The 26620-nt window shown below is 69.5% G+C and carries 26 protein-coding genes, 1 tRNA gene and 1 other RNA gene; 15 read left to right on the forward strand and 13 right to left on the reverse strand.

The window, feature by feature from the left end; all coding sequences use genetic code 11:
- Window positions 1-29: 29 nt before the first annotated feature.
- The gene (locus AB0305_RS14430) at window positions 30-710 is read right to left on the reverse strand and encodes a LytR C-terminal domain-containing protein (protein ID WP_364136438.1); all 681 of its coding nucleotides are present in this window, start codon (window positions 708-710) and stop codon (window positions 30-32) included.
- Entirely contained in the window at window positions 703-1002 is a 300-nt protein-coding gene (locus tag AB0305_RS14435) for a type II toxin-antitoxin system VapB family antitoxin (RefSeq protein WP_290257291.1), read from the reverse strand. The genes AB0305_RS14430 and AB0305_RS14435 overlap by 8 nt, the downstream gene beginning before the upstream one ends.
- 114 nt (window positions 1003-1116) lie before the next feature.
- Between AB0305_RS14435 and AB0305_RS14440 the strand changes: the two genes are divergently transcribed.
- Both AB0305_RS14440 and AB0305_RS14445 read left to right on the forward strand, forming a co-directional pair.
- Window positions 1117-2013: a hypothetical protein gene (locus AB0305_RS14440; protein ID WP_364136436.1), complete on the forward strand. Its 897-nt coding sequence runs from the start codon at window positions 1117-1119 to the stop codon at window positions 2011-2013.
- A 278-nt stretch (window positions 2014-2291) separates the two neighbouring features.
- A complete protein-coding gene (locus AB0305_RS14445; protein WP_364136689.1) occupies window positions 2292-3707 on the forward strand; it encodes a stealth family protein in 1416 nt (471 codons plus the stop codon).
- Window positions 3708-3746: 39 nt separating this feature from the next.
- Here the strand turns inward: AB0305_RS14445 and AB0305_RS14450 are convergent, their stop codons facing one another.
- The 4 genes from AB0305_RS14450 to AB0305_RS14465 form a co-directional block, all read right to left on the reverse strand.
- Complete coding sequence (locus tag AB0305_RS14450) at window positions 3747-4688, reverse strand: phosphodiesterase (protein ID WP_364136434.1); 942 nt, start codon at window positions 4686-4688, stop codon at window positions 3747-3749.
- Window positions 4689-4907: 219 nt separating this feature from the next.
- Window positions 4908-6119, reverse strand: coding sequence for a formaldehyde dehydrogenase, glutathione-independent (gene fdhA, locus AB0305_RS14455; RefSeq protein ID WP_364136432.1), 1212 nt, complete (start codon window positions 6117-6119; stop codon window positions 4908-4910).
- Between the two features lie 223 nt (window positions 6120-6342).
- On the reverse strand, window positions 6343-6828 hold the full coding sequence (locus tag AB0305_RS14460) for a glutathione peroxidase (protein WP_290256728.1): 486 nt from the start codon (window positions 6826-6828) through the stop codon (window positions 6343-6345).
- Between the two features lie 134 nt (window positions 6829-6962).
- Window positions 6963-8468 carry a peptidoglycan DD-metalloendopeptidase family protein gene (locus tag AB0305_RS14465; RefSeq protein ID WP_366173245.1) on the reverse strand — a complete coding sequence of 502 codons (1506 nt, stop codon included), beginning with the start codon at window positions 8466-8468 and terminating at the stop codon, window positions 6963-6965.
- A gap of 230 nt (window positions 8469-8698) precedes the next feature.
- Here AB0305_RS14465 and AB0305_RS14470 point away from each other — a divergent pair, with 230 nt between their 5' ends.
- Window positions 8699-9610: an oxygenase MpaB family protein gene (locus AB0305_RS14470; protein ID WP_364136428.1), complete on the forward strand. Its 912-nt coding sequence runs from the start codon at window positions 8699-8701 to the stop codon at window positions 9608-9610.
- 55 nt (window positions 9611-9665) lie between these two features.
- On the opposite strand, the gene AB0305_RS14475 is transcribed toward AB0305_RS14470, so the two are convergent.
- Window positions 9666-9750: transfer RNA gene (locus AB0305_RS14475), tRNA-Ser, on the reverse strand.
- 135 nt (window positions 9751-9885) lie between these two features.
- On the opposite strand from AB0305_RS14475, the gene ffs reads away from it, so the two are divergent.
- The 3 genes from ffs (at window position 9886) to recR (ending at window position 13764) form a co-directional block, all read left to right on the forward strand.
- Window positions 9886-9982: signal recognition particle sRNA small type (ffs, locus tag AB0305_RS14480), an RNA gene on the forward strand.
- Window positions 9983-10009: 27 nt separating this feature from the next.
- Window positions 10010-13117: a DNA polymerase III subunit gamma and tau gene (locus AB0305_RS14485; protein WP_364136426.1), complete on the forward strand. Its 3108-nt coding sequence runs from the start codon at window positions 10010-10012 to the stop codon at window positions 13115-13117.
- Between the two features lie 47 nt (window positions 13118-13164).
- Window positions 13165-13764 carry a recombination mediator RecR gene (recR, locus tag AB0305_RS14490; protein WP_364136424.1) on the forward strand — a complete coding sequence of 200 codons (600 nt, stop codon included), beginning with the start codon at window positions 13165-13167 and terminating at the stop codon, window positions 13762-13764.
- 33 nt (window positions 13765-13797) lie between these two features.
- On the opposite strand, the gene AB0305_RS14495 is transcribed toward recR, so the two are convergent.
- Window positions 13798-14301: a hypothetical protein gene (locus AB0305_RS14495; protein ID WP_364136422.1), complete on the reverse strand. Its 504-nt coding sequence runs from the start codon at window positions 14299-14301 to the stop codon at window positions 13798-13800.
- 169 nt (window positions 14302-14470) lie between these two features.
- Window positions 14471-14788 carry a VOC family protein gene (locus tag AB0305_RS14500; protein WP_364136420.1) on the reverse strand — a complete coding sequence of 106 codons (318 nt, stop codon included), beginning with the start codon at window positions 14786-14788 and terminating at the stop codon, window positions 14471-14473.
- Between the two features lie 100 nt (window positions 14789-14888).
- On the opposite strand from AB0305_RS14500, the gene AB0305_RS14505 reads away from it, so the two are divergent.
- Together AB0305_RS14505 and AB0305_RS14510 are read left to right on the forward strand one after the other, a co-directional pair.
- Entirely contained in the window at window positions 14889-15479 is a 591-nt protein-coding gene (locus tag AB0305_RS14505) for a GNAT family N-acetyltransferase (RefSeq protein WP_364136418.1), read from the forward strand.
- Window positions 15480-15590: 111 nt separating this feature from the next.
- On the forward strand, window positions 15591-16949 hold the full coding sequence (locus AB0305_RS14510) for an aspartate kinase (protein WP_290256736.1): 1359 nt from the start codon (window positions 15591-15593) through the stop codon (window positions 16947-16949).
- 68 nt (window positions 16950-17017) lie between these two features.
- Here the strand turns inward: AB0305_RS14510 and AB0305_RS14515 are convergent, their stop codons facing one another.
- Window positions 17018-17251, reverse strand: a complete 234-nt coding sequence (locus AB0305_RS14515) for a hypothetical protein (RefSeq protein WP_364136416.1) — start codon at window positions 17249-17251, stop codon at window positions 17018-17020.
- Window positions 17252-17390: 139 nt separating this feature from the next.
- The gene (locus tag AB0305_RS14520) at window positions 17391-17615 is read right to left on the reverse strand and encodes a hypothetical protein (protein WP_364136414.1); all 225 of its coding nucleotides are present in this window, start codon (window positions 17613-17615) and stop codon (window positions 17391-17393) included.
- Window positions 17616-17695: 80 nt separating this feature from the next.
- On the opposite strand from AB0305_RS14520, the gene AB0305_RS14525 reads away from it, so the two are divergent.
- The 4 genes from AB0305_RS14525 to AB0305_RS14540 are packed head-to-tail and all read left to right on the forward strand — an operon-like array spanning window position 17696 to window position 20132.
- A complete protein-coding gene (locus AB0305_RS14525) occupies window positions 17696-18157 on the forward strand; it encodes a MarR family transcriptional regulator (protein ID WP_364136412.1) in 462 nt (153 codons plus the stop codon).
- Window positions 18158-18185: 28 nt separating this feature from the next.
- Window positions 18186-18773, forward strand: a complete 588-nt coding sequence (locus AB0305_RS14530; protein ID WP_364136410.1) for an SSI family serine proteinase inhibitor — start codon at window positions 18186-18188, stop codon at window positions 18771-18773.
- Entirely contained in the window at window positions 18766-19725 is a 960-nt protein-coding gene (locus AB0305_RS14535; protein ID WP_364136687.1) for a 3-methyladenine DNA glycosylase, read from the forward strand. Before AB0305_RS14530 ends, AB0305_RS14535 begins: the two co-directional genes overlap by 8 nt.
- A complete protein-coding gene (locus tag AB0305_RS14540) occupies window positions 19722-20132 on the forward strand; it encodes a serine protease inhibitor (protein ID WP_364136408.1) in 411 nt (136 codons plus the stop codon). The genes AB0305_RS14535 and AB0305_RS14540 overlap by 4 nt, the downstream gene beginning before the upstream one ends.
- A gap of 167 nt (window positions 20133-20299) precedes the next feature.
- On the opposite strand, the gene AB0305_RS14545 is transcribed toward AB0305_RS14540, so the two are convergent.
- Together AB0305_RS14545 and AB0305_RS14550 are read right to left on the reverse strand one after the other, a co-directional pair.
- Window positions 20300-23458 carry a S8 family serine peptidase gene (locus AB0305_RS14545; protein ID WP_364136406.1) on the reverse strand — a complete coding sequence of 1053 codons (3159 nt, stop codon included), beginning with the start codon at window positions 23456-23458 and terminating at the stop codon, window positions 20300-20302.
- Window positions 23459-23829: 371 nt separating this feature from the next.
- Window positions 23830-24015: a hypothetical protein gene (locus tag AB0305_RS14550; RefSeq protein WP_290256742.1), complete on the reverse strand. Its 186-nt coding sequence runs from the start codon at window positions 24013-24015 to the stop codon at window positions 23830-23832.
- A gap of 365 nt (window positions 24016-24380) precedes the next feature.
- On the opposite strand from AB0305_RS14550, the gene AB0305_RS14555 reads away from it, so the two are divergent.
- The 3 genes from AB0305_RS14555 to AB0305_RS14565 form a co-directional block, all read left to right on the forward strand.
- Window positions 24381-24554, forward strand: coding sequence for a CsbD family protein (locus AB0305_RS14555; RefSeq protein WP_364136404.1), 174 nt, complete (start codon window positions 24381-24383; stop codon window positions 24552-24554).
- A 291-nt stretch (window positions 24555-24845) separates the two neighbouring features.
- Window positions 24846-25832 (forward strand): hypothetical protein, encoded by a 987-nt coding sequence (locus AB0305_RS14560; RefSeq protein WP_364136402.1) that lies wholly within the window; start codon window positions 24846-24848, stop codon window positions 25830-25832.
- 82 nt (window positions 25833-25914) lie between these two features.
- The coding region (locus tag AB0305_RS14565; protein WP_366173253.1) for a chaplin family protein at window positions 25915-26620 on the forward strand (706 nt) is incomplete at its 3' end.

Raw genomic sequence — 26620 nt, forward strand, 5'->3', positions numbered from 1 at the left:
GACGGTCCAGTGAAATTGGCGATATCCCGCTAGGGGTTGGGGCTGGCCGGCACGACGGACGGGACCACCGGCGTCGCCGGGGCATCCGCCTCGCGACGGGTCTCCCGCGGGCAGCTGAGCTTGCCCGGGGTCTGGTCGACCAGCTCCGGCTTGGCCAGGTCCTTGAAGTCACCGGTCAGGATCACGTCCACGGTCGCGTCGGTGCGGCCGTCCTGGACGTAGTCGGAGCCGGGCAGGTTCCGCTGGACACTGAAGGCCGAGGACTGGCCCGCCGCGCCCGACACCACCAGCGCCACCCCGTGGAAGCCGGACTCGGTGTTGCCCACCGTACCGACGGCGAACTTCCTTGCCACCAGCTCATCCGCCACGGTCTTCGCCAGCCCCGGCCGGTTGGTGGAGTTATAGACGTTAAGCCGGATCTTCTCGTGCGGAACGTAGTCGTAGGTGGCCTCGGGGCAGGCCGAGACCGCGGCGTGGCTCCGCTCCGCCGTCGGAATCTTGATCTGGCCGTTCTGGATGGCCATCGCCACCACCACGGCGGCAACCAGCAGCCCCACCAGCAGCACCAGGACCACCCCGTGGAGGATCCGGCGCCGCATCCGGTCCGGGTTCTCGAGTTCGTCCTCTTCGACAAACGTGGCCCGCAGGTCCGAGCCCGTCACCACATGATGCCCATGCAGAACCGTCGGGTCCTGCGGCTTCCTAGCCATTGACCACCAGGACACGGGCGTGGATGGCGGTGCGCTGGTGCAGCGCGGTGCGGACGGCCCGGTGCAGCCCGTCCTCGAGGTACAGCACCCCGCGGAACTCCACGACGTGCGGGAAAAGGTCGCCAAAGAAGGTGGAATCCTCGGCCAAGAGGGCCTCGAGGTCCAGGGTGCGCTTGGTGGTCACAAGTTCGTCCAGCCGGACGGGGCGCGGCGGCAGTGCCGCCCAGTCCTTGGGCGTATGGAAACCATGGTCGGGGTAAGGGCGTCCCTCGCCCACAGCTTTGAAGATCACCATGCAAGCCTATGGAACAACCCGGGTCAGGGGAATCCAAGGAGCCCCGGCGCCGGAGGTTGTGGCCAAACAGTGACCATCCGCGGCCCCCTGCACGGCTGAGAGAATGAAGGCATGAGAGATTCCGAGGCTTCCACCCCGCCGCTGGCCCTGCTGCTCGACGTCGACGGCCCCATCGCAAGCCCCGTCACCCGCACCGTCACCCCCGGCATCATCGCCGACCTGCTGGCCCTCGCCGCCGCCGGCATCCCCGTCATCTTCAACACCGGCCGCTCGGACGCCTTCATCCGCGAGCAGGTCATGGACCCGATGCTCGCCGCAGGCATGCCCGCCGGCCTGACCGTCCACGCGATCTGCGAGAAGGGCGCCGTCTGGTTCAGCTACACGGCGGCTGGCCCCGGCACCGTCCACGTCGATGACGCCCTCGCCGTCCCGGCCGCGTTCGGCGACGACGTCCGTCGGCTCGTGGCCGAGGATTACGCGGCGCACATGTTCTTCGACGAAACCAAGCGCGCCATGGTCTCGGTGGAGCAGCACGTCGACGTCGCCAACGCCGACTACCGCGCCGAACAGGCGCTGTTCGACGCCGACGCCATGGACCTGATGCAGCGGCACGGCCTCGGCGTCGTCCGGCTGGACCGCCACGTCCCGGACAGCGACGACGCGATCGACTACCGCGTCGACCCCACCATCATCTCCACCGACATCGAGTCCGTCCGGCTCGGCAAAGACCTCGGCGCCAGCCGCGCCGTCGAACTGCTGGCCGCCCAGGGCATCACCCCGCAGGCGTGGCGGACCGTGGGCGATTCCCGGACCGACTACGCCATGGCCGACTGGCTCTTCCACAACGACCACCCGGTCAAGCACGTGGATGTCCGGCCGGCGGACGGCATCCCGGTCAAGCCCTACGAGGTGCTCACCGCGGCGGACCTCGGGCTGGGCGCGGACGTCATCCACGACGACGCCGGCGCGGCCTTCCTGCGGCACTGGCGGGCCGCCCTGGCCGGCTGATACGGAGCCGGTGTGACGGCCCGTTTTGGCGGCCCGCGATATCATGCGAGTAGCAAAGCGGCCAGCACGAAGACCAGTCAGGAAAACGGAGAATCGACATCACCGACGCATTGATCCAGGACGAGATTTACTACGGCAGCCAGGCCACCGAGGACGACCACGCCCACGCCGAGGTCACATCAGCGGCAGCCGTCGCCAGGTTCCGAACGCGCAGCGACATTGTCCGCAGGCACGGCCGCTACGCGCTGATCAATGAAAACCGCACCCCGTACCAGTCGATGGTCGAGGACCTGTTGTTCGTCCGTGAGGTGCTGGTCCGTGCCGACATCGATTACCTGCTGGTCCGGGGCAACAACCACCGCCCGGTGATCGCCGTGGACTGGAAGAACCGCCGGGAACTGCGCGCCGCCCTGGTGGAGGCCTGCCGGGACGAGCCGTTCTACTCCATGACCGTGGACGCCAAGAAGAAGTCCTCTGTCCTGGTGGCCGACGGCGAGCTCTCGCCGAACCGCCAGGCCCGGATCTTCCGGCTCTACCGGCCCTGCGTGGAACCCAACGGCGGCCTCGAATTCGGCGCCTCCGCGGGCGTGCAGCTGGAACTCTGGAGCTTCGAGGGCGACCAGCTGATCCTGCCGATCGAGAACTCCCTGACCCGCCGGACCCTGCTGGCCCAGGACGCGGTGCGCGGCACGGTCGAACGCTACGGCCACACCTGGCCCACGATCGAGAACATGTTCGCCGACCACGCCAGCGACATCAACTTCGACATCGACATCGTCTTCTCCTGGGTGGACGGCTCCTCCCCGGAGTACATCGCCGCGCGCAAGGCCCGGATGGCCGGCGTCGTCGTCGGTGAGGGCGACGACCACGAGGCACGCTTCCGGCAGATCAACGAGCTGAAGTACGCGCTCCGGTCCGTGTACATGTTCGCCCCGTGGATCCGGCGGATCTTCGTCGCCACGGACTCCCCCGCCCCGGAATGGCTGGCCGACCACCCCGCCGTGACGATCGTGCGCAGCGAGGAGTTCTTCGCCGACACGTCGGTGCTCCCCACGCACAACTCGCAGGCGGTCGAGAGCCAGCTCCACCACATCGAGGGCCTCTCCGAGCACTACCTGTACTCCAATGACGACATGTTCTTCGGCCGGACCGTGGGCCCGGACATGTTCTTCACCCCGGGCGGCATCACCAAGTTCATCGAGGCGGAGACCCGGATCGGCCTGGGCGACAACGACGCCGAGCGGAGCGGGTTCGAGAACGCGGCCCGGGTGAACCGGAAGCTGCTGTGGAACCGCTTCGGCCGGATCACCACGCGCCACCTGGAGCACACGGCCGCGCCGCTGCGCCGCAGCGTGACCGCCCAAATGGAGCAGGAGTTCCCGGAGGAGTTCGCCCGTACGGCGGCCAGCCGGTTCCGTGCCGCGGACAACATCTCGGTGACGAACTCGTTCTACCACTACTACGCGCTGCTGACCGGCCGGGCCGTGACCCAGACGTCGGCCAAGGTGCGGTACGTGGACACCACCGCCCGGGCGGGACTGAACTACCTGCCCAAGCTCCTCTCCAAGCGGAATATGAACTTCTTCTGCCTCAACGACGGCAGCTTCCCGGAGGTCCCCGCCGAGGAGCGCGCCGAGATCGTGACGGACTTCCTGGAGAAGTACTTCCCGATCAAGGCCCCCTGGGAGAAGTAACCGGGACGTTCCCGGACCGGCTGACCTTGGGGCGGAGGCCTAGTTCAGGAACGTCATGCTCCGGTCCCCGGAGGACGACGGGTTCTCCGGCCGGCCCTGGTCCGGGATGCGGATGCCGGCCGCGGCGATCCGCCGGGTGGCTTCCTCCGCCGTGACGAACTCTCCCACCGGCGGCAGCACCTCGCCCAGCTGGACCACCGAGTGCACGATGGTGTGCTCATAGACGTGGACCAGGTTGAACGCCTGGCCGCTGTCCCGGCCGCGGCTGCCGCCCACTGGGACGTTCAGGTCCTGGGTGTAGCAGGTCGCGGAGGCCACCGAGACGGGGATGCCGGCGAACGTGGCCGACGTCGAATAGTGCAGGTGCCCGGCAAGGATGGTGCGCACGTCCGTGCCCCGGAGCACCGCGGCGAGGGCCGCCTGGCCGCGCAGTTCCACCAGCACCGCCAGGTCCAGCACGGACGGGACGGGCGGGTGGTGCAAAGCCAGGATGGTGCCGTCCGGAGCCGGTGTGGCCAGCTCCGCGGCGAGCCAGTCGAGCTGTTCGGGGCTGAGGGCGCCGTGGTGGAAGCCGGGCACCGAGGTGTCCATGGTGATGATCCGCAACCCGTCCAGGAAGTAGCTGCGGTCCACCGGGGCGTCGTGGGCGGGTTCGTCGAGCAGGCCGGTACGGAAGTTGGCCCGGTCGTCGTGGTTGCCCATGGCCCAGATGATCTTCGCGCCCATGGCCTCACAGGCGGGTTCGACGATCCGGCGCAGCTTGGCGTAGGCGTCGGCCTCCCCGCGGTCGGCCAGGTCACCGGTGAAAATCACCGCCTCCGGGCGCGCGCCGGAGGCTCGGACTTCCTCGAAAAGCTGGCGCAGGTGGGCCTCGCTGTCGACGACGCCGTGCAGCGGGTCGGAACCGCCCAGCAGGTGCGCGTCACTGACGTGGAGTAGGAAATGGCGTGGCCGTGGGTGCTCGGCCTCGATGAGCTCCATTGCAACCTTCCTGGTTGGGTGGAGGCGGTCCCCCCAGCGATCCCTCTCAGTACCTTCTATCCAACCAGATTTCCGGCTGGACGTGGGCAAACTCAGGTAGGCAGCTTTGAAAACGGGCACGGCTACGCGTGCGGATTAAGTAATCCGGCGGCCTCCTACCTGCGCACCCTGGTGCAGGAAGGAGGCCGCCGGACCGTAGATCACCCGGTGGGACGGGCCCTAGCTGAGGTAGCCGTTCGGGTTCAGCACGTACTTGGTGGCGGCGCCGGCGTCGAACTCGGCGTAGCCCTTCGGTGCGTCCTCCAGGGCGATCGCCTTGGCGTTGACGTTCTTGGCGATGTGGACCCTGTCATGCAGGATCGCCATCATCAGGCCGCGGTTGTACTTCATCACCGGGCACTGGCCGGTGGTGAAGCTCAGCGACTTGGCCCAGCCAGTACCGAGGCTGAGCGAGAGCGCACCCTTCTTGGCCGCCTCGTCGATGCCGCCCGGGTCGCCGGTGACGTAGAGCCCGGGGATGCCGAGCGCGCCGCCGGCGGCCGTGATGTCCATCAGGGAGTTCAGCACCGTGGCCGGCGCTTCCTTGGCGTCGTGTCCGTGGCCCTTGGCCTCGAAGCCGACCGCGTCCACGCCGCAGTCCACCTCGGGGACACCCAGGATCTGCTCGATCTGCGCGGCCGGTCCGCCCTTGGACAGGTCGACCGTCTCGCAGCCGAAGCTCCGGGCCTGCTTGAGCCGGTCCTCGTTCATGTCGCCGACGATGACGACGGCGGCGCCGAGCAGCTGCGCGCTGGTGGCGGCTGCGAGGCCCACCGGCCCGGCGCCTGCGACGTACACGGTGGATCCGACGCCGACGCCCGCGGTCACGGCGCCGTGGAAGCCGGTGGGGAAGATGTCCGAGAGCATGGTCAGGTCCATGATCTTCTCGAGGGCCTGGTCCCGGTCCGGGAACTTCAGCAGGTTCCAGTCCGCGTACGGGACGAGGACGTAGTTTGCCTGGCCGCCCACCCAGCCGCCCATGTCCACGTAGCCGTAGGCGCTTCCGGGCCGGTCGGGGTTGACGTTCAGGCAGATGCCGGTCTTGCGTTCCTTGCAGTTGCGGCAGCGTCCACAGGCGATGTTGAAGGGCACCGAACAGATGTCGCCGACCTTGATGAACTCGACGTCGGGCCCGACCTCGACGACCTCGCCGGTGATCTCGTGGCCCAGCACCAGGTCGGCGGGGGCGGTAGTGCGGCCGCGGACCATGTGCTGGTCCGATCCGCAGATGTTCGTCGCGACGGTCTTGAGGATGACGCCGTGGCGCACCTGCCGGCCGACGTTGGCCGGATTGACGCCTGGTCCGTCTTTGAGTTCGAAAGTGGGGTAGTCAATGTCGATGAGTTCGACTTTTCCTGGCCCCTTGTAGGCAACGGCTTTGTTTCCTGTCATCACTTTCCTCCTGGTTTCACGGACCCCAATGCTGAGTGCCCAGTTGTGATTCACGAAGCGTTCTGATGCACCCTCCTGGCCAGCGTCGATAACGCTGCCGGCGGGCGCCGCAAGAAAGCCGCGAACCGGCCCGAACGTCGGAGGGTCCGGCCAGTCTAGGACGGGATGACGCGTAAGGATAGGCCCCTCGGGCCCTTGCGGGCCGAGGGTCCCGACCGGTGCCTTAGGCGAGCGCGGCCTGCACCGCCTCGATCACCTCCGGGGCATCCGGTTCCACGGTGGGGGCGAACCGGGCGACGATCTCGCCGTCGCGGTTGATCAGGAATTTCTCGAAGTTCCACTTCACCAAGCCCGGCAGCAGGCCCTTCTTGAACTTGGTGAGGCGGGCGTAAAGCGGGTGCTGGTTCTTGCCCCGCACGTCGGCCTTGGCGGTCAGCGGGAAGGTGACGCCGAAGTTCCGATCGCAGAACTCGGCGATGTCCGCGTCACTGCCCGGTTCCTGGCCGGCGAACTGGTTGCAGGGCACGCCCAGCACGGTAAACCCCTCGTCCTCGAACTTGTTGTGCAGGGCCTGCAGGCCGGCGTACTGGGGCGTGAAGCCGCACTGCGAGGCAACGTTCACCACCAGCACCACCTGCCCACGGTAGCGGCCGAAGTCCGTTTCGGTGCCGTCGTTGAGGGTGAGCGGAACGGAGAAAAGGTCGGTCATGGCGGGGTCCTCCCGGGCGTCGAGTCGGCGTGCCGGAAGCATAGCCCGGCGTGGTCACAACCGTAATTCGACGCCGACGGGCGGCGGTATGGGTGGCCGTCCGCCGGAGGGCCAAGGGGCCGGGAGTCAGGCGGTCAGGGGGTGACCGTGCCGGTGGGGGCCGGAGTGCCGCTCGGCGCGGGATCCGCGGTGACGGGCGGGGCGGTGAGTTCCGGGGCCGGCGAGGTCACCGGCGGCGGTGTGACCACCGGCGGCGGCGCAGGGGCCGGCGGGGGCACCTCGACGACGGGCGGTGGCGGCGGAGGCGGCTCGACCACCGGCGGCGGCGGAGGGGGGACCTCCACGACCGGCGGCGGGGTCACCACAGGCGGCGGGGCCTCCGTCACCGGCGGCGGGGCCGGGGTAGTCGCCGGGGGCGCAGGCGGCGTGGTCACCGGCGGCGGTGTGGACGGCGGCTCCGAGCCGAGCGGAGGGGTGGTGGGCGGGGGCGTTGTCCCCGGCGGCGTGGTGCTTGCAGGCGGCGTACTCGTAGTCGGGGACCCGGTCGTGGTGCCGGTCGCCGGCGGAGCCCCGGTGACCGGCTCGGAGGTCACCGGCGCCGAGGTGCCGGGCGCCTGCCCGGCAGCGGACGGTGGCGGTCGCGTGGGTGAGAGGGCATCCGCCGTCGGTGAGGGCGAGGGCGAGTAGGAGGCGGTGTAGCCGGGCAGCTGCGGCAGCAGGGCGGCGGGGATCTCCTGGGCGCCGTTTGCGACCTCGTGCCGGCCATCGTCGGAGACCGGGATAGCCCAACCCAGCGAGGCATTGGAGGGCAGCCCGGCGTCGGGCGCGTAACTGGTCATCTCCAGGGGGCCCAGCGGATCGGTCTGCGTGATGGGCAGGAACGTCCAGTCCCGGGGGTCCTTGTGCACTCCGTTGAGGATGGTCTCGAAATGCAGGTGGCAGCCGGTCGAGGACCCGGTGGTGCCCACCTTGGCGATCACCTCACCCACCCGGACCGAGTCGCCCTTCTTCACGGCGATCCCCTCCAGGTGGTTGTAGGTGGTGATCAGGCCGTTGCCGTGGTCGATCTCCACCCGGTTTCCGCCGCCCCAGGGGTGCCAGCCCACGGCGCGCACCACCCCGGCGTCTGCGGCGTACACCCGCGTCCCGCAGGCCGCCGCGAAATCCTGGCCCCAGTGGAACTCCCCCGCCACCCCGGATAGCGGGCTGGTCCGCAGGCCGAACGGCGACGACGGGTTCAGGACCTCGAGGGGTGCCATGAGGAAGCCCTCCGCGGGCCGCTTCAACCCGGAAGACGCGACGTTGAGCTCCCCCGGCGTGCCGTCCTTGGTACCGGTGAGCACGGCGGAGCGCGAGTACGCCACCAGCGCCCGGGGATCCGTGGTGAAGCCCGCGGCTGGGTCGCCAGCGGCCGTGACCGCCCCGGCGGCCGCTGCCTGCGCCGCGCCCGTCGTGGCCGCCGTCGTTCCCGCCGCGGCGGTGAACACTGCCCCGGGCCGCAACGTGGGGCTGACCGCCACATCCCTGTCCGGCACGCCGACCGAGACCACGGCGGTTCCCGCGCCGGTGACTCCATGGACCCCGAACGTCAGCACGGCCAGCGAGAGGCAAAACCCTCCCGACAGGCAGCGCACCGCCACGACGCGTTTTCTTGTTTTTGGTTCGCTGGTCGTGTTTCCCCAGTGCTTTCCCACGATGTAAACCCCACATCCTCAGCCGCCGATAACGCGGGCTGACCTTTTTCATGGGACCACAATCGGCAGGGGGTGTGAACCGTCCGAACTACCCTTCTTGAAACTCGGGTAGCACCTCAGTAGTCGCGGGCCGAACACCAAGTACCGCAGGGCGGGATCCGGGCGCAGAATGGACCATGCGCACTATGCTGCAGAATTTCCAGGCCGAACTCCGGCATACCTTCACCGGGTCACGGGACGTGGCGCCGCCCTGGGTGGCCCGTCTCGAGGAGGGCGACGACGCCGGCTACCACCTGCCAGGCTCGGCGGTCTGGACGGTGCACGGCGGCATGCCAGCAATCGTGGCCGGGATCCGGGCACTGCTGATGCAGTCACTCCACCCCGGCGCCCTGACCGGCGTGCACGAGCATTCACACTTCCGCGAGGACCCGTTGGGGCGCCTGGCCCGCACCATCCGCTGGATCTTCACCGTCACCTACGGGTCGACGACGGCGGCGAAAGAGGCCACGGCCTGGGTCCAGCGCCTGCACGAACCGGTCCGAGGCGACTACCGGGACGCCGCCGGAGAGATGAAGTCCTACGCGGCCAGCGACCCGGAACTGCTGCGCTGGATCCACATCGCCTTCACCGATGCTTTCCTCTCGGCGCACACCATGTTCGGGTCCGCGATTCCCGGCGGCCCGGACGCCTACGTCCGCGAATGGGCTCAGGCCGGGGAACTGATGGGGGTTGAGTCGCCCCCGGTCAGTGCCGGGCAGATGCGCCGTGAGCTCCGCGACTGGTACGACGGCGGGACGCTCACCTCCGGGCCGATGGTTGCCGAAACCGTGCATTTCATCCGCCACCCTCCCCTGCACCCGGTCCTCCGGCCGGGCTACCGCGTGCTGTTCGCCGCCGCGGTGGCCAGCCTGGAACCTGAGTACCGCGAGCTGCTCGGGCTGCGGACCGCCCGGCTGGGGCCCCTGCCGCTGCCGGTGAAGCTGATCACCCGCGCCACCCTCGGCGTCGTCCATCTGGCCCTCGGCCGGACGGGTCCGAGCGAACTGGCCGCCCGCTCCCGGCTCCGCCGTCTCGGATTCCGGGCCTGACAGGTCCGGAGCCAGGACGCAAAAAGGCCCCGGTCCATAGGACCGGGGCCAACCGCGGAGAATGGGGGATTTGAACCCCCGAGGGCGTTAACCCAACACGCGTTCCAGGCGTGCGCCATAGGCCGCTAGGCGAATTCTCCAGTTGCTTCTGAATCAAAAGCAGATACTAGACTACCCGAACTTCCGCCCGTCGACCAATCGGGGTGCCGATGGGCGTGAATGGCCCCTGCCTGGGAGCGAATTCGGGGCAGGCCGGGATCTCGGGTAAAGTAGTCGACGGCCCCTCATGTGGCGTCATCCTGTTGAACTCCCCCAGGACCGGAAGGTAGCAAGGGTAAACGGGCTCTGGCGGGTGCATGAGGGGTCTTTTATGTCTGTGCCGATTGGTAGGGTTTAAGCGTGACCGTAACTACCGCCCTGTACCGCCGCTACCGGCCTGATTCGTTCGCGGATGTCATCGGGCAGGAGCACGTCACCGACCCCCTGATGACGGCGTTGCGCAAGAACCGCGTCAACCACGCATACCTCTTCTCGGGCCCGCGCGGCTGCGGCAAAACCACCTCCGCCCGCATCCTGGCCCGCTGCCTGAACTGCGCCGAAGGCCCCACCGACACCCCCTGCGGCGTGTGCCCCAGCTGCGTGGAACTGGCCCGCGGCGGCGCGGGTTCCCTGGACGTCATCGAGATCGACGCGGCGAGCCACGGCGGCGTGGACGACGCCCGCGACCTGCGTGAACGGGCCACCTACGCGCCGGTCCGGGACCGCTACAAAATCTTCATCATCGACGAGGCCCACATGGTCACCTCGGCAGGGTTTAACGCGCTGCTGAAGATCGTCGAGGAGCCGCCGGAACACATCAAGTTCATCTTCGCCACCACCGAGCCGGACAAGGTGATCGGCACCATCCGGTCCCGCACCCACCACTACCCGTTCCGCTTGGTTCCACCGGAGCCCCTGATGGCGTACCTGGAGCAGCTCTGCCAGCAGGAGAACGTCCCGGTGGCGCCGGGCGTCCTCTCGCTCGTGATCCGCGCCGGCGGCGGCTCGGTGCGTGACTCGCTCTCGGTCCTCGACCAGCTGATGGCCGGTGCCGGCCCCAACGGTCTGGACTACGAGCTGGCCGTGGCCCTGCTGGGGTACACGCACGCCTCGCTGCTGGACGACGTCGTCGAGGCCGTGGCCGCCGCCGACGCAGCCACGGTGTTCCGCGCCGTGGACCGCGTGATCCAGACCGGCCACGACCCGCGCCGCTTCGTCGAGGATCTGCTGGAGCGCTTCCGCGACCTCATCATCGTCCAGGCGATGCCGGAGAGCGCCCAGTCCATCCTTCGGGGCATGCCGGCGGACCAGATCGCCCGGATGCAGAGCCAGGCGCACAACCTGGGCGCGGCCGAGCTCTCCCGCGCGGCGGACGTGACCAATACGGCGCTCACGGAGATGACCGGGGCAACCTCCCCGCGGCTGCACCTTGAACTGCTGTGCGCCCGCATCCTGCTGCCCAGCGCGGAGCAGACCGAACGTGGCATCGCCGCCCGGATCGACCGCGTGGAGCGGCGCCTCAACTACGCCGGATCCGACGGCGGCGTCCCAGCAGCCGTGCCCGCTGCCGCGGCACACCCGCCTGCTGCCGCTCCCGCAGTGGCGCCCGCGGCCCAGGCACCCGCTGAGAGCCAGGCCCCCGTAGTTCGGGCACCGGAACCGGCCGCCCCCGCCCCGACCCAGGCGGTGCCTCCCGCCGCCGCCCGGTCGACCGCTCCCGTGCCTGCTTCGGCAGTATCGGCCGAGCCGCCGCGCCAGTCCCCGGCCCCGAGCCAGGCAGCCGCTGCGGATTCCGCCCACGACGGCGCCGACAACGCCGCGGCTCCGGCGCAGGCTCCGGCACCGGCGTCGGCTCCCGCGCCAACACCTGCAGCTACCCCGGCTCCCGTGCGCGCCGGGACGGCCGCGCCGGGGGCCACCCGGCCCGCCGAGGCCGCCCCGGCTGCCGCTCCCGCCGCTTCCGGACCCGGCTCCGGTTCGGGCCCCGATGTGGAGGTGCTGCGCCGCGCCTGGCCGGAAATCCTGCAGACCCTGACCAAGATCAAGCGGAGCACCTGGGCCCTGGTGGAACCGAACGCCCAGGTGGGCCATGTCGAGGGCCACGTCCTGACGCTGCTCTTCAGCACCGCCGGGCTGGCTGGGGCCTTCGGCCGCGGAGACCACGCCGAAAACCTCCGCCAGGCGATCCACAAGACGATCGGCATCGACTGCCAGATCACCGCGGTCGCCGGCGGGTCCAAGAGCCCAGCGAGCTCTGAGCCAAACCCAAAAGCGCCTACTGAGCCCGAGGCTGCTGGCCCCAGCTCGGCCGATGTAGCGTGGGGCCTCGCCCCCGCGGCCGCCCCGGCCACCGCGCCCGCGACGGCCTCCGCAACCCCACGCGATGCTGCCCCGGTGCCCGCCGCCGCAGCGCCTGTGACGGCCGAAGCCGCCGTTGCTGCGCCGGCTCATTCCGCTTTGGCGCAGGCTGCGCACTCGCAGTCCGCACCGATCCAGTCCGCTCCCGCTCAGCCGGCTCCGGCTGCACCCGCCGCAAACCGCGGCGCCGCTTCGACGGAGGCATCCGCACCTTCAGCCGCATCGACCCCCGCGGCACCCGCCGCCCCCGAGCCGCCGCCCGCTTCCGCCCCGGCGCCCACGGACCAGGGCTGGAGCGGCTCGTACGCGGACCCGGATGACGACTGGGGACCGCCCCGCGACGAGGACGCTCCCCCGCTGGACGAAGAGCCGCCGATAGACTGGACTCCGTCGCCGTCAGGCTCTGTCCAGACCACCGCGACGCCCGTGAGCGGCGGCAACCCGGCACCCGGCCGGGCGCCGGCCGCCGAGCGCCCCCCCGTTGCCGCCCCCACTCCGACGACCGCGGACGCGGGTACAGGTGCCGGAACGGCCAAGCCCGATCCCGCCCAGGATCCATGGGCCCGCGCCGTCGAACAGTCCCCGGGCGTGTGGACCGTCGGCACCGAGCTGAACGTGGGTCGGCACAACGTGGCCGGTCCCGCAGCGACGCCCGAACCCGAACTCCACGTCACCGAACCCGAACCGCGCCGCTACGAACCCGCGACGGCACAGCCCCCTGCACGGCAGAGCACGCCCGCGCCGGTGGCCCCAGCCTCCGGGAGCCTCCCGCACGCCGCGCCGCAGGGAGCCGCGGCAACCGGCGGCTCGGCCGTCCTCACGGCGGCCCCGCCGGTGACGGCCCCCGCGCCCGTCGGCGCCCCGGCCGGTGGCCGGCAGAGCCTCTACCAGCGCCTGTCGAACAGCCCGGAGGCGGAGGCCGGACGCGCCAAGGCGCCCGCCCGGGCCGTCGCGGCCGCCGCCACCTATGAGCAGGACATCCCCAGCGCCGACGATGAAACCATCGAGGAGTCGGGGGTCTTCGGCCGCGCCGCCGTCGAACGCATCCTGGGCGGCAAGCTGCTCGAGGAGCGCTCCCTCGACGGCAGCCCACTGGCCCCGCGCTTCTAACCCTCCCGGCGCCCTGAGCGGCGCCACCCCCAACGAACGAGGAAATTGTGTACGAAGGTGCAGTCCAGGAGCTGATCGATGAGCTCGGCAGGCTACCCGGCGTCGGGCCGAAATCCGCCCAGCGCCTGGCCTTCCACATCCTCGAGGCCGACCCGCAGGACATGAAACGGCTGGTCGAGGCGATCACCACGGTGAAGGAACGCGTGAAGTTCTGCACGGTCTGCGGCAACGTCACGGAACAGGAGATGTGCAACATCTGCCGTGACCCGAGGCGTGATCCGTCGGTCATCTGCGTCGTGGAAGAGTCCAAGGATGTCCTCGCCGTCGAACGCACCCGTTCCTTCCGGGGCCGATACCACGTGCTGGGCGGCGCCATCAATCCGATCGCCGGGGTAGGCCCGGAACAGTTGCGGATCCGAGAGCTGCTGACGCGGCTCAACGACGGCGCGATCCAGGAGATCATCATCGCCACGGACCCCAACCTGGAGGGCGAGGCGACGGCCACCTATCTGGCGCGGATGCTGAAATCCATCGGCATCACTGTCACCCGTCTGGCCTCCGGCCTGCCCGTGGGCGGCGACCTCGAATACGCCGACGAGGTCACCCTGGGCCGCGCCTTCGAGGGCCGCCGCAACGCCCTCAGCTAGCCCGAAGCAGGACCGGAAAGGGGCTCACCCGGGTCAGTGTCCGCGCGGCCCGGGATTGTCCTGTCCGATGGGTGGGCGGATCACTGCCAACAGGTCCAGCGACTCCGGACTCGCCGCGAGCTCCACCCTCCCCTTTTCGGTGGCCAGGGTGACCGCTTCGTAGCCGGCCGACGCCGGCAGGTACTTCCGGTCCTTGCCGGTGATCGTCCAGCGCTCCGAGACGTCCGCGACCGTGAAGTTCGTCGAGCGCCCGGACGATTCACGGGTCTCGTAGGCGGCGGGTTGGAACCGCAGCGCTCCCTCGGTGGGGGTGACGATGCCGGGATTCCAGATCCCGCTCAGGGAACCCGGCAGAGAATCCGGGTAGCGAAGAAAGGCGCGCAGTTGTCCCTTCCCGGCGAGTTCCTTTCGCTCCTTCCGCGTCGCGCGCAGATAGACCACGGTGATCAGCCAATAGACGACAACATTTGAAAGGCCGCTAAAGATGACGGGTCCTGGTTCCCGCCCGGAAAGGGCCAGCCAGGCGGAGGTGCTCACGATGGCTATCACCACCAGGCCGATCAACGCACCGAGGTACGGGTGTTTCCTACCCCACGTCCTCAGCGCCTTCCGTGAGGCCCGCACCGTCGGTGTCCGCCGCGGCTCAGGCGTCGAGGAACAGGCAGAACGGATGTCCGGCCGGGTCAAGATGCACCCGCACGTCGTCCTAGGGCTGGAAGTCGGCCAGTGTCGCGCCGGCCTGTTGCGCGTGGGTGGAGGCTTCGGCCAGATCCGCGACGGCAATGTCCAGGTGCATCATCATCTGTTGCGCCCCGGGCCCGGCGGGCCAGACCGGCGGCACGTACCCGGCGTCGCTCTGGAATGAGAGCCCCGCGCCGCCGTCCGGGGAGACCAGCGTGACCCATTCGGACTCATCCTGACCGAGCTCCCAGCCCAGGAGGCCGCGGTAGAAGTCCGCCAACTCGCGGGCATCGGGGGCGTCAAGGACGACGCCGGACAATCTCAACGCTGGCCTCTGGCTCATAGCAACCCCCACAGTGCGGTTCGGACTTTCGGGCCAGTATTGCACCCCTGCCGCCGGCCGGAACAGACCGGCGGCAGGCAGGGCGGTAGAGTTCCGGACAATGATCCCGGACCCCATCCCCACCGAACGGCTGACTCTCCGGCCCCTGACGGCCGGGGACGAGGCCGCCCTGCTGCGGTTCCGCGGCAACGCGGAGGTCACCCGGTATCTCTCGCACGCCCCGCTGGGTCCCGCCGAGAACTCCACCCGGTTGCGCACCATGCTGTCCCGGGCCGAGGCCTCCACCCCGGAGCAGTTCGATCTCTGCTGGGCCGTGGTCCTGCGCGCCACCGGCGAGGTGATCGGCGATGCCCGGACCTGGACCGCCGAGGCGCCGCCCGCCCCCGGACCCATCCCGGCCGGCGCCGCCGCCCTCGGCTACCTGATCCACCCTGACCATCACGGCCACGGCTACGGGCGGGAGGCGGCGGGTGCCCTGGTGCGCTGGCTGTTCGAAGACCGGGGCATCGGCACGGTCCTGGCCGGCGTCTACGAACCCAACCTCCCCTCCCGCAGGCTGCTTGAGACGCTGGGATTCTTCCCGGACCACTACTTCACGGCGGCCCAGGACCGCGCCGGGAAGGGCCTCCCCTCCTGGCGCTACCGGCTGGACCGGCCACCGGCGGCGGGTCCGCCCGCCGGTCACAATTGAACGCCGGACCGGCCGCGGCGATAAACTTGGGCTGAAGCCGCCGTCGCACCACTCGGTCGCGCCGTTTGGCTGCTTCACCCAGAACCCCGATGATCCAGTGAGGGTGCGCGCATGAGTCTGCCCACTACCGAAGTCCACCCCGGACCGCAGCCGCAGGGGCTGCCGGTGATCCCGGGCGCCACCAAACACCTCGTCGTGAAGAAGTTCGGCGGCTCCTCGGTGGCCGATGCCGAGGGCATCAAGCGGGTCGCCCGCCGCGTCGTGGACGCGCACAACGCCGGCGACGAGGTCGTCGTCGTCGTCTCCGCCATGGGTGACACCACCGACGAACTCCTCGACCTGGCCGCCCAGGTGACCGACTCCGCCCCGGCCCGCGAAATGGACATGCTGCTCTCCGCCGGCGAACGCATCTCGATGGCGCTGCTGGCCATGGCGATCAACAAATACGGCGCATCGGCCCAGTCCTTCACCGGCTCCCAGGCCGGCATGATCACGGACGGCATTCACGGCAAGGCCCGGATCATCGACGTCGACCCGCACCGGATCCGCACCGCGCTGGACAAGGGCCACATCGCGATCGTCGCCGGCTTCCAGGGCATGAGCCGCACCACGAACGAGATCACCACCCTGGGCCGCGGCGGCTCGGACACGACGGCGGTGGCCCTGGCGGCCGCCCTCGACGCCGACGTCTGCGAGATCTTCACCGACGTTGACGGCATCTACACCGCCGACCCGCGCGTGGTCCCTTCCGCCCGCAAGATCGACAGCATCTCCAGCGAGGAAATGCTGGAGCTCGCCGCTTCCGGGGCCAAGATCCTGCACCTGCGGTGCGTGGAGTACGCCCGCCGTTTCGGCGTCCCGCTGCACGTCCGCTCCTCATTCAGCCAGCACGAAGGCACCTGGGTGCTGCCCAGCGCCGACGACAAGATCACGATTCAAGAGGGAGTTGCCTTGGAGCAGCCAATCATCTCCGGCGTTGCACACGACCGTTCCGAGGCCAAGGTCACCGTAGTCGGCGTCCCTGACATCCCCGGCAAGGCGGCGGCGATCTTCCAGGTCATCGCGGATGCGCACTCGAACATCGACATGATCGTCCAGAACGTCTCCACCCACGGGACCGGCCGGACGGACATCTCCTTCACCCTGCCGATCGTCGAAGGCGCCGACGCCCTGGCCGCCCTGCGCGCCGCCCAGGCCGAGATCGGCTTCGAGAACATCGAATACAACGAAAAGATCGGCAAGCTCTCGCTGATCGGTGCGGGCATGCGCTCCCACCCGGGCGTCTCGGCGCGGTTCTTCGCCGCCCTGTCCGAGGCCGGAATCAACATCAACATGATCTCGACCTCCGAGATCCGCATCTCCGTGGTCACCCACGCGGACCTGCTCGATGACGCCGTGCGGGCCATCCACAAGGCCTTCGACCTCGACAGCGAGGACGAGGCGACGGTCTACGGCGGCACCGGACGCTAAGGCACTTCACGCGGGACATACGAAAGGGAGCGGCAGCCTGCCGCTCCCTTTCGCGTTTAAACAGCGGGTCAGACCTGTTCCTTGGGAAGGTCTTCGCGGCGGACGGCGTAGTGATGCCCCGCCGCATCCGTCTCGATCTCGAAGCCCGCGAGATCCTGCTCGGAGGCGAGTTCGAAGGCGTCGTGCCGGTGCACCACCGGGGCGGCGTAGTCTCCGCGTGAGGCCGGGCCGAAGACGAACCGCACCCAGGTGGACGGGTGCAGCCGGCCGCTGTGGGCGGCCCTGCGCAGTGCATGTGCCATGGTTTCCACCTCCTCCCCTGCTGACAGGATGAGCGGAAGGGCGACGCGTCGGCCGGGACGTCGTTCCCAGCGAGCGGACCGGGGCCGCCGGTGCCTCAATTTTACGCCCGACGGCGGGAAATGAGCCGGGGCTTCCCGCCTAGCGGAGCGATTTGTCCCCGGGGTCCCGCGGCACCACGTAGGTGCTGCCGTCGAAGCGGCGGACGGTCTCCCACTGCCGGGTCTCTGCCTCCCGCTGGGCCAGCAGCCGGCGGTTCTGCTCGGTCATGTCGTGACCCAGAGAGCCGCGGCTGGCGGGACCGAACACGGCCCGCAACTTCCCGGTTGCCCGCATGAACCGCTCGGCGGCGGATTCCTTCGCCATCACCACTCCTTCGCAACGGATATGCCACCAGTGTACGCTAATGATTAGTGCACTAATCGTCTTGTGCCCCGAGGAGTTCCATGACCGACAGCGCCACCGCCAGCCCCGACTTCATCGACGAAGACCTGCTGCTGGAACACCAACTCTGCTTCGCCCTCACCGTCGCCTCGCGCAATGTGGTGGCCGCCTACAAACCCGTCCTGGACAAGCTGCACCTCACCCACCCGCAGTACCTGGTGATGTTGACCCTCTGGGAATCCAGCCCGCGCACCGTCCGCGAGATCAGCGATGCCCTGGACCTGGACCCGGCCACGGTCTCCCCGCTGCTTCGCCGGCTCGAGGCCGTGGGCTACGTGACCAGGGAACGGGCCGAAGGCAACGAACGCAGCCTCGCCGTCGGGCTCACCCCGTCCGGCGCGGCGCTTCGCCGGGACGCGACGGCGATTCCCGGCACCATGATGGCCCGGCTGGGACTGAGCCGGGACCAGGTGGCCGAACTCCATGCCGCTATGACCCGGCTGATCGCGGCCACCCGGCGATAGACTGGACACCAACCCGAGGAGGTCCGCCATGCGCAAACCCCTGATGCACGTGCTGCTGATCGCGGCCACGGCCACCGCCCTGGCCGCCTGTTCGCCGGGCGGCTCCGGCGGCCCCGGCCCGACAGGCTCGTCCCCCGCCGGCTCCAGCTCCAACTCCACCGGCAGTTCCGGCACCCCCTCAAGCGGTACCAGCGGCACCCCGTCCGCGGACGCCGAGACCACCGCGGCGGCACCGTCCCCCTCGGCCCCGGCACCCACGCCCGGCCCGGGCGCCGGCAACGCCGAGCTCTCCATCATGGTCAAGCCCGGCGGCATCGGCCAGCCGGCCAACTACACCCTGGTCTGCCGCGACGGCGTCCCCGCGGCGGAAAGCCAGCACCCCTCCGCCGCTGCCGCCTGCGCCGCCCTGAAGGCCAACGCCGCCCTGCTCAGCCCGGCGCCGCGGCCCACGGACAAGGCCTGCACCCAGCAGTACGGCGGCCCGCAGGAGGCCACTGTCACCGGCTCGGTGGACGACCGGCCGGTCGAAGCCACCTTCAGCCTGCGCGACGGTTGCGAAATCGCCCAATGGAACGCCGCCAAGGACGTCCTGGGCTCGAGCGGCGGGGCTGGCTAAACTGCAACACCTGACAGACGAACAGTGGACCCGGCGGGAGGCCGCCCACCAGGAACGCGTCCGGACCTACGCCGACCCCTACCTGGCACGGCGGTCGGCCGGACGCAAGCACCCGGTGGAGGATTTCCTCTTCACCTACTACACCCAGAAACCCGGGCAGCTGCTGCGCTGGCACCCGGGCGCCGGCGTCGTGCTCTCCGGCCCGGCCGCCACCGCGCGCACTGACTGGAAGTACTACCGCGCCGCCGACGACGCCGAACGCGCCGCCGCGGGCGTGCCCGACGGCGTCCCGGCGGTGACCGTCGACGTCGAGCGCTTCCTGGCCGAACGGCGCGAGGCGGTGCAGTTCGCCGGGATCATCCTGGCCGGCACGGCGGCCCGGCCGGCACAGTTCGGCTGCTTCGGCCTGCACGAATGGGCCATGGTCTACCGCCAGGACAAGTTTGCGCTCCGCCACGAATACCTCACCCTGCGGCTGGGCTCCGCGGGCACGGACCAGGTGGTGGAGGAGAACAGGATCCGCTGCTCGCATTTTGACGCCTTCCGGTTCTACACCCCGGATGCCGTGCCGCTGAACAGCCTCTCGCCGAGCCGGGAAAACCAGCGGGACCTCGAACAGCCCGGCTGCCTGCACGCCAACATGGACCTCTACAAGTGGGCCTACAAGCTGGCGCCCGCGCTGCCGAGCGAACTGGTGATGGACTGCTTCGAACTCTCCTGGCAGATCCGGGCCATGGACATGCAGGCCTCCCCCTACGACCTCAGCGAGTGGGGCTACCCGCCCATCAGGATCGAAACCGCCGGGGGCAAGGCCGACTATGTGGACCGGCAGCGCGGCTTCGCGGACGCCGCCAAGGAGTTGCGGGGCCGCCTGCTGCGGGAACTCGACCCGCTGCTCACGGCCGCCGCCCGCCAGGAGTCCCGCACCGCAGCCCAGGAAGGAACGCCATGACCGCCACCAATGGCGCCGGCGAGCCGGCAGCTTCACCCCACGACCGGACCACGAATCCCGAGGTGGACCTCACCATCACGCTGACCGAGGCGCCGGGCGGCCCGGAGTACGTGTTCCGGCTGGTCGCGGACGGCCAGGAGCCCGGCCCTGAATCCACGCTCCCCGACGCCGCCGCCGCGCTGGCAGCCGTCCGGCAGCACGGCGAGGCCATCTTTTTCCCCGTGCCCGGGCCGCCGAAGCTCTGCACCCAGCAGTACGGCGGCCCGCAGGTCGCGGTGGTCACCGGCACGTACCGGGGCCGCGGCGTCGAGGCCCGCTTCAGCCGGACCGACGGCTGCGAGATCTCCCGGTGGAAGTCCATGGCCCCGCTCCTGGGCGGGACGGCCGGTTCCACCGGCGCGGTCTAAGCGCCGCAGGGGCGGACCGGTGCACGGGCGCCCGGCGCCGAGCCCTGGGCCCCAACGCGCCAAGGCGCCAAGGCGCCAAGGCACACTGAACAAACAGCAGAAGAACACAGCAGTGGCCGGCGGTAAGACCGCCGGCCACTGCTGTGTTCAGGTGTTACGCGCTACCGCTAGATAGCGTTGTTCGGGCTGTCCGGATCCTGCGGGACCACCTTGGCCTGTTCCTTCTTGACCTGGGCGCCCTTCTCCAGCTGGGCCGCGTCACCGGTGCCCGCCTCGTCGCCCGGGCCGGTGTTGCTGGCCTGGTCCTCGGCGGTGGGGGCCACGGCGGTGGTGCCGTCGGGGCTCACCATGACGGTGACGAAGGTCGGGTCGCTGGAACCTTCGAAGGTGATCCGGCCGATGTACGAACCGGCTGCGAGGTCCTTCCAATTCAGCGTGACCTTGCCGGCCTTGCCGTTGGTCAGCTTCAGCGGGTTCGGCGAGACGGAGGCGTTGCCGACGTTGGCGCCGAGCACCGCCGCCTCAACCGAGGCCTTGGTGGCCTTGCCTCCCGGGCTGGCGTACAGGTTCGCGTAGATCGTGTACTTACCGGCGGCGGGGTTGGGGATGGAGAGGGTCTCGCTCGAGGACGAAGTGGCGACCTGCTCCACGCCGCGCGGGGTAACCACGTACATGTCGAAGTCGGCGGCGGGATCGGAGGAGATCACGGAGAACTTCGCCAGCGGCACGCCGGCCGGAACCTGGACGGTCTTGATATAGGTCGAGGCGTCGGCCGTGGCGGTGAACGGACCCGGGACCAGTTCGACGGCGGTGGCGTCGGCCTTGGAGAGGCCGTCCAGCGTCATGTTGGTCGGGTTGTTCGTGCCGGAGACCACCTTGATGTCACCGGAGCCGGTGCCCTGGTTGGTGGTCAGGGTGACGTCCTTCGGAGCCACCACGGACTGCGGGCGGACCGAGATCGGCGAGGTGACGGTCTTGCCCGCACCCTGCCAGGACAGCGAGCCCATGGCGAACTGGCCCAGCGGGGCACCCTGGTTCTCGAAGGTGACCTTGAAGGTGCGCTGTTCGCCGGCGGCCTTGAAGTTCAGCGCCGCCGGGGCCACGCTGACCTTGATGCCGGGGACGTTGACGCTGGCCTTGTAGACACCCGGAGTCAAGGCGGTCACCGTTCGGGTGACCTCGATCTTCCCGGTGAGGTTACCCAGGGCGAAGGACGGGACGTTCATGTCACGCGCCTTGGTGCTGGACTTCAGGCCCAGGTCCACGCCGGTGCCCTGGATGAACTTCAGGTAGTCCTGGGTGTTCGCGTCGTACACCAGGCCCGGGTCGACCATGCGGGCCGGGTCCACCTCGCCCGCGCCGGTGGCGAAGACGTCGGTGTTCTTGGTGCCGTCGGCGAGCTTGACGTCGGAGGTGGTGGTCATCATGGCGGACTTCACCGCGGCCGGGGACCAGGTGGGGTTCTTGCCCAGCAGCAACGCGCCGAAGCCGGCCACGTGCGGGGAAGCCATCGAGGTACCGGACATGAAGCCGAACTTGGCACCGTTTTCACCGATCGGCGAGACGCCTGCCAGGACTGCAACGCCGGGGGCGGTGACGTCCGGCTTCAGCAGGTCCGAATCGGTGGCCAGCAGCGGTCCGCGGGAGGAGAACCCGGCGATCTGCGGCTGCGCCTCCAGGGGCAGGCCGGTGGTGTCCTTGTTGACCAGGGACACCTTGATGCCCGGGTTGGCCGCGACCTTGTCCTTGATGGTCTGGGTGGCGGGCGGGTTCACGTGCACCGTGGGCACCGCGTGCTGGTCCGCGTCCAGGGAGGAGTTGGTGAGGTTGACCAGGATCATGCCGACGCCGCCGGCTCGGGCAACCTCGGCGCTCTTGGCGACGCGGTCCACGACGCCGCGGTCACAGACGACGACCTTGCCGGCGACCTTGGTCCCGTCCAGCGTGTTGGGGCCGCAGAGGGCGGGCGAGGAGGGTGCGTTGGCCGCTGCGGCGTTGGCTGCCAGCACGACGCCGGCATCCTTGACCTCGCGGTTCATGATGCTGGCTCCGCGGAACTTGCTGCCGTCACCGAATTCAACCGTGCCCTGCAGTTCCTGGGAGAAGCTGCTGGCCGCCACGGTGGTCACCCAGGGGGCGCCGTGGTTGACGGTGCTGGCGGTGGGGCCGGAGTTGCCGGCGGAGGCGGCGACGAAGATGCCGCTGGCCGACGCGTTCAGGAACGCGATGGAGACCGGGTCGATGACGGACGTCGCGGAACCGGAGATGGAGTAGTTCAGGACGTCGACGCCGTCCTCGATGGCCTGCTCGACGGCGGCGACGGAGGAGGAGCTGTAGCAGCCGCCGGTGTTGGGATCGGTGTCTTCCCAGCAGACCTTGTAGATGGAGAGCTTGGCCGCCGGGGCGATGCCGCTGGTCAGGCCGAAGCTGCGGCCGTCCACGAAGGATTCGACGTTTGCGTTGCCGGCCGCGGTGCTGGCGGTGTGGGTACCGTGGCTGGCCACGTCAACCGGGGAGAGCTGCTCCAGCGGCGACCGGTCACCCGGGGCCACGTAGCTAAGGAAGTCGTCCGCGAAGTAGTGCGCGCCAAGGACCTTGGAGTTGCAGGCGGTGCCGTCGAAGGATGCACCGGAGTCGACGCCCTTCTGGCAGTCGCTGGTGAACGTCTCGCCGTCGGCCTTGAGCATGGCAATCTTGCCATCCGCCGCGCGGTACGGGACGCCGACCACGGGGGCGCCGGAGAGCGGCTTGACCGGGTCGCCGGCGAAGAAGGCGCTGTCCGGGGTGTACCCGGTGTCGATGACGCCGACGACGACGCCCTTGCCGGCGCCGTCCTGGCCACCGAAGGTGGTGTTCCAGGTGCCGTTGGGACCACTGAGCTTGAGGAAGTCGGTGGTGGAGTAGTCCGGGGCGTTCTCCGTGTCCGGAGCCACCGCCAGGACGCTGGGGTCCTTGGCGAGCTTGATCGCCTGGTCCGTGGTCAGCTTGGCGCTGAAGCCGTTGACCGCAGCAGAGAACTGACGGCCCATCTTGACGTTCTGCTTGCCGGCGACCTCGGCCTGCTTCTGCTCCAGGTGCGCGCGGTAGTTCTTGACTTCGCCCTTGCTGGGGTCAAGCTTCTTGCCCGGCGCGGGCTTGGTGGCTGGCAGGCCGGGAGTGGAACCCTCGTAGCTGGCCGCCGGCTGCTCGGCCAGCATGACGATGTAGCGGCCGTCCGGGTAGTTGGCCGGGTCCAGATTCTTCTGGGCGACGCCGGCGACGGTGGCGCCTTGTGCCGTGGCCGCGGTGGCGGGCGCGATGGCAACGGTTGAAAGGAGAACCGGCAAGCCCAGGGTCAGTGCCGCGGCCCTCCGGAGTCCCCCGCTTCGAAGGAAGCTCTTTCCTGGTGATTTCACGAGTGTTTTGAACCTTTCAGAAGGAACGGTCCCGGCGCGGAGGCCGGGGACTGTGGTCTGGAACGGGCGCTGGAGCAACTCTTGTCACATGCGGCCCGGCGGATACCAGCCGTTTCACACAGTACAGACTGAGAGCCGGATATGACATAGACCACAGGTAACGAATTAACTTTCGTCAAACGATTCGACAACTCTTGTCGCGGTTGGGGCGCGCGGAATCCGGGCGGTCTGCGACCGTCCGGATTTCGGTATTGGCAGTCTCTTTGTGCCCTCCGCGGAGGGTCTTGGGGTGGTCCGATCCGCTACTGGCGGGGCGTCCGCACAACCTCGCTGATCCAGGCCCTGGTCTTCTCATCCAGCGGCCCGGCAACATTCGTCTCGCGGGCGGCTCGGTCGGCCAGGACCTTCTGCAGGACCATCCGGCCGAGGCCCGCAAAGACGGCGGCGGCGACCACGGGAAGGACCACGGACCTGGGATTCTGAGCCATGCGCTCATCCTACTGATCGGCCCCGTCAAGGTCACGGCAAATTTTCTCCAGAAAAGTCAGGACCGGACCGTGACGATCCGCCGCCGGGGCGCGTCTTTACCTATGTAGAGCGATTCACTCCGGCGCTCTCCCGACCACGGAAGAGAGAACCATGCGCAACAAGATCATTGCAGCAGTTGTCACGGCGCTGGCCGGCTGGCTCAGGGGACGGCTGGGCCGCCGCGGGGGCACACAGCCCCCTGCGCGCCGCTAGGCCGCACGTCGGGCCGCACAGGCCGCTAAGTAGGTCTGCACACAGAAATCCCCCGCCGGGGTGAATGCACAGAAGTACGTAACCGCAGCAACGAACAAGGAAGGTGTACATCATGGGTATCGGAGACAAGATCCAGAACCCAGCTGAATCCGCAGGCGGAAAGCTGAAGGAAACGGTGGGCAAGGCCACCCACAACGAAGAGCTCGAGGCCGAGGGCCAGGCCGACCAGGCGAAGGCCTCGGTGAAGAAGGCCGGCGAAAACGTCAAGGACGCGTTCAAGGGCTAACCAGCGCACCACTGCAGTAAACCGGGAGGCGTCCTTGGGGGACGCCTCCCGGTTTTGTTCATGCCTGGTCCGCGACGGCTTCCCGGGGTGCCTCGGCCAGCATTCGGCGCGAGCGTCATTTCACCGCCCCGCCCTGACTGGACGAAGGTGCCTCGCCGGGCGGAAGAGGAGTGCTCACTGCCTTTAATCCATTTGCCAGACTTTCTACAGAAATCTCTGGAAATTACTCCTTCATCATCCGTATGCTGGGTTCACTTGCATATCGCTGCTCCGTGGGGGAGGTGTATTGAGATGGAAAGTTCACGGCCCTTGTGGCGCGTGGTCCGGCCCGTGCTCCTCGCGGCTGCCGCCGCGACCTCGTGGCTTGCCATCTCGGCCACGGCAGCCTCTGCCGACTCCCCCACCGACCGAGGGCCGCTCGCCGGGCAGGTCCTGTCCACCGTAACGGCGATCGCCGCTCCCGATGTGGCCGTCGAACTCCCGCTGGCTTCCCGGCCCAACGGTGACGCTCCCGCACCGGGGCTCCTCTCTGTGGTGCCGAAGCTGCAGCCCCTGGCCGGTGGGGTGACGTCCCGGGCGGATGCCCTGGTGGCAACAGTCCCGGTGGCCGACGTTCCGGTGGTCGGTTCGGCCCTCATGCTCCCGCCGCTGACTCCGGTCACAGACCCTGTCCTGGGCCTTACGGACAGTGCCGTGTCCGCCGTCGTGGTCTCCGCCGACTCTGCCGTCGCGTCCGTCGTCGACGGCGTGGGGCCGGTCCTCGGCGCCGTGACCGGGCCGGTTGCCGCCGTCGTCACGCCTCCGGCGCTGCCCGCCGTCCCGTCGGAACTGCCGGCCCTCCCATCGGAACTGCCCGGCGGGGCTGCCGTGGCGGCAACCCTCGACCCTCCGGCCGAAGCCGTTTCGGGCAGCACCCAGAGCCCCTCTGCGGACATAGAGCCTGCCCCTGCCGCTTCGGCCGCAGCCGGGGACGCCGTCGCGGCGACGGTCTCCGCGATACCCTGCACGCAGCCTGCGGCGCCGAACCACGCTGAAACCCCAATGATGTCCCTCGCCGATGATCCGGCCGATGAGTGGGCGCCGGGCGCCCCGGACCCCGCACCGGGGGTTCCCGGCAGCGGCTCAGGATCCGGCGCACCCTCCGGCGGTAACGCCAACCCTGCCTGGCTCTCCAGCTTCCGCCTGCACCTCGCGGGCGCCCTCAACATTCCGGCGCAGGGGGACCTGCTCGCGCCGCCCTCCCCGGTGTCCTTTGACCCGGGGTCGTCTCCTGACTAGTTGAGCCCTGCCGCGCCCAGGCGCGGCCACGGCATCCACGGCCCCAGCGGCCGCTCAACCACTCTTTTCAGGAGACTTTGTCATGCATCAAAACCTTCGCCGAGGCCTGCTCGGCACACTCTTCGCCGGCGGCATGCTGGCCCTCGGAAGCACGGCGGCCTCAGCGGCCGACACGACCACCACCGGCTCGGACGGACTCCTTTCCGGCACCCAGGTCACCGCGCCGATTTCGATTCCGGTCAATCTCGGGGCGACGTCCCTGGGACTGCTGGGCGACTCCACCGCCACTACCGGCGGGACCAGCACCGGTACCGCGCCTGCGGCGCCGGCCGGATCCACCTCCACCACGGGCGCAGGCGGGATCCTCTCCGGCACCCAGGTCACCGCACCGGTCACGGTCCCGATCAACCTCGGAGCCACCTCCGTGGGCGCACTGGGCAACTCCACCGCCACCACCGGCGGACCCACCACCGGGACCGCACCCGCCGGATCCGCCTCCGCGGGTCCGACAACCACCGGGGCGGACGGAATCCTCTCCGGCACCCAGGTCACCGCGCCCATCAGCGCACCAATCAACCTCGGCGCCACCTCGGTGGGAGCACTGGGCGACTCCACCGCCACCACCGGCGGAACCACCACCGGGACCGCACCGGCCGCACCCACCGGATCCACGCCGTCCGGGTCCGCGTCCACCACCGGGGCGGACGGAATCCTCTCCGGCACCCAGGTCACCGCGCCGGTCACGGCTCCGATCACAGTCGGCGCCACATCCGAGGGCGCACTGGGCG

The organism is Arthrobacter sp. NPDC080086 (genome assembly GCF_040702285.1).

Bases quoted from the DNA above. Each gene is read 5' to 3' on its own strand.
- AB0305_RS14430 (WP_364136438.1), bottom strand. From the start codon at position 710: ATGGCTAGGAAGCCGCAGGACCCGACGGTTCTGCATGGGCATCATGTG.
- AB0305_RS14440 (WP_364136436.1), top strand. From the start codon at position 1,117: ATGAGAGATTCCGAGGCTTCCACCCCGCCGCTGGCCCTGCTGCTCGAC.
- AB0305_RS14445 (WP_364136689.1), top strand. From the start codon at position 2,292: ATGGTCGAGGACCTGTTGTTCGTCCGTGAGGTGCTGGTCCGTGCCGAC.
- AB0305_RS14450 (WP_364136434.1), bottom strand. From the start codon at position 4,688: ATGGAGCTCATCGAGGCCGAGCACCCACGGCCACGCCATTTCCTACTC.
- fdhA (WP_364136432.1), bottom strand. From the start codon at position 6,119: ATGACAGGAAACAAAGCCGTTGCCTACAAGGGGCCAGGAAAAGTCGAA.
- AB0305_RS14460 (WP_290256728.1), bottom strand. From the start codon at position 6,828: ATGACCGACCTTTTCTCCGTTCCGCTCACCCTCAACGACGGCACCGAA.
- AB0305_RS14470 (WP_364136428.1), top strand. From the start codon at position 8,699: ATGCGCACTATGCTGCAGAATTTCCAGGCCGAACTCCGGCATACCTTC.
- AB0305_RS14500 (WP_364136420.1), bottom strand. From the start codon at position 14,788: ATGAGCCAGAGGCCAGCGTTGAGATTGTCCGGCGTCGTCCTTGACGCC.
- AB0305_RS14505 (WP_364136418.1), top strand. From the start codon at position 14,889: ATGATCCCGGACCCCATCCCCACCGAACGGCTGACTCTCCGGCCCCTG.
- AB0305_RS14510 (WP_290256736.1), top strand. From the start codon at position 15,591: ATGAGTCTGCCCACTACCGAAGTCCACCCCGGACCGCAGCCGCAGGGG.
- AB0305_RS14515 (WP_364136416.1), bottom strand. From the start codon at position 17,251: ATGGCACATGCACTGCGCAGGGCCGCCCACAGCGGCCGGCTGCACCCG.
- AB0305_RS14520 (WP_364136414.1), bottom strand. From the start codon at position 17,615: ATGGCGAAGGAATCCGCCGCCGAGCGGTTCATGCGGGCAACCGGGAAG.
- AB0305_RS14525 (WP_364136412.1), top strand. From the start codon at position 17,696: ATGACCGACAGCGCCACCGCCAGCCCCGACTTCATCGACGAAGACCTG.
- AB0305_RS14530 (WP_364136410.1), top strand. From the start codon at position 18,186: ATGCGCAAACCCCTGATGCACGTGCTGCTGATCGCGGCCACGGCCACC.
- AB0305_RS14540 (WP_364136408.1), top strand. From the start codon at position 19,722: ATGACCGCCACCAATGGCGCCGGCGAGCCGGCAGCTTCACCCCACGAC.
- AB0305_RS14550 (WP_290256742.1), bottom strand. From the start codon at position 24,015: ATGGCTCAGAATCCCAGGTCCGTGGTCCTTCCCGTGGTCGCCGCCGCC.
- AB0305_RS14555 (WP_364136404.1), top strand. From the start codon at position 24,381: ATGGGTATCGGAGACAAGATCCAGAACCCAGCTGAATCCGCAGGCGGA.
- AB0305_RS14560 (WP_364136402.1), top strand. From the start codon at position 24,846: ATGGAAAGTTCACGGCCCTTGTGGCGCGTGGTCCGGCCCGTGCTCCTC.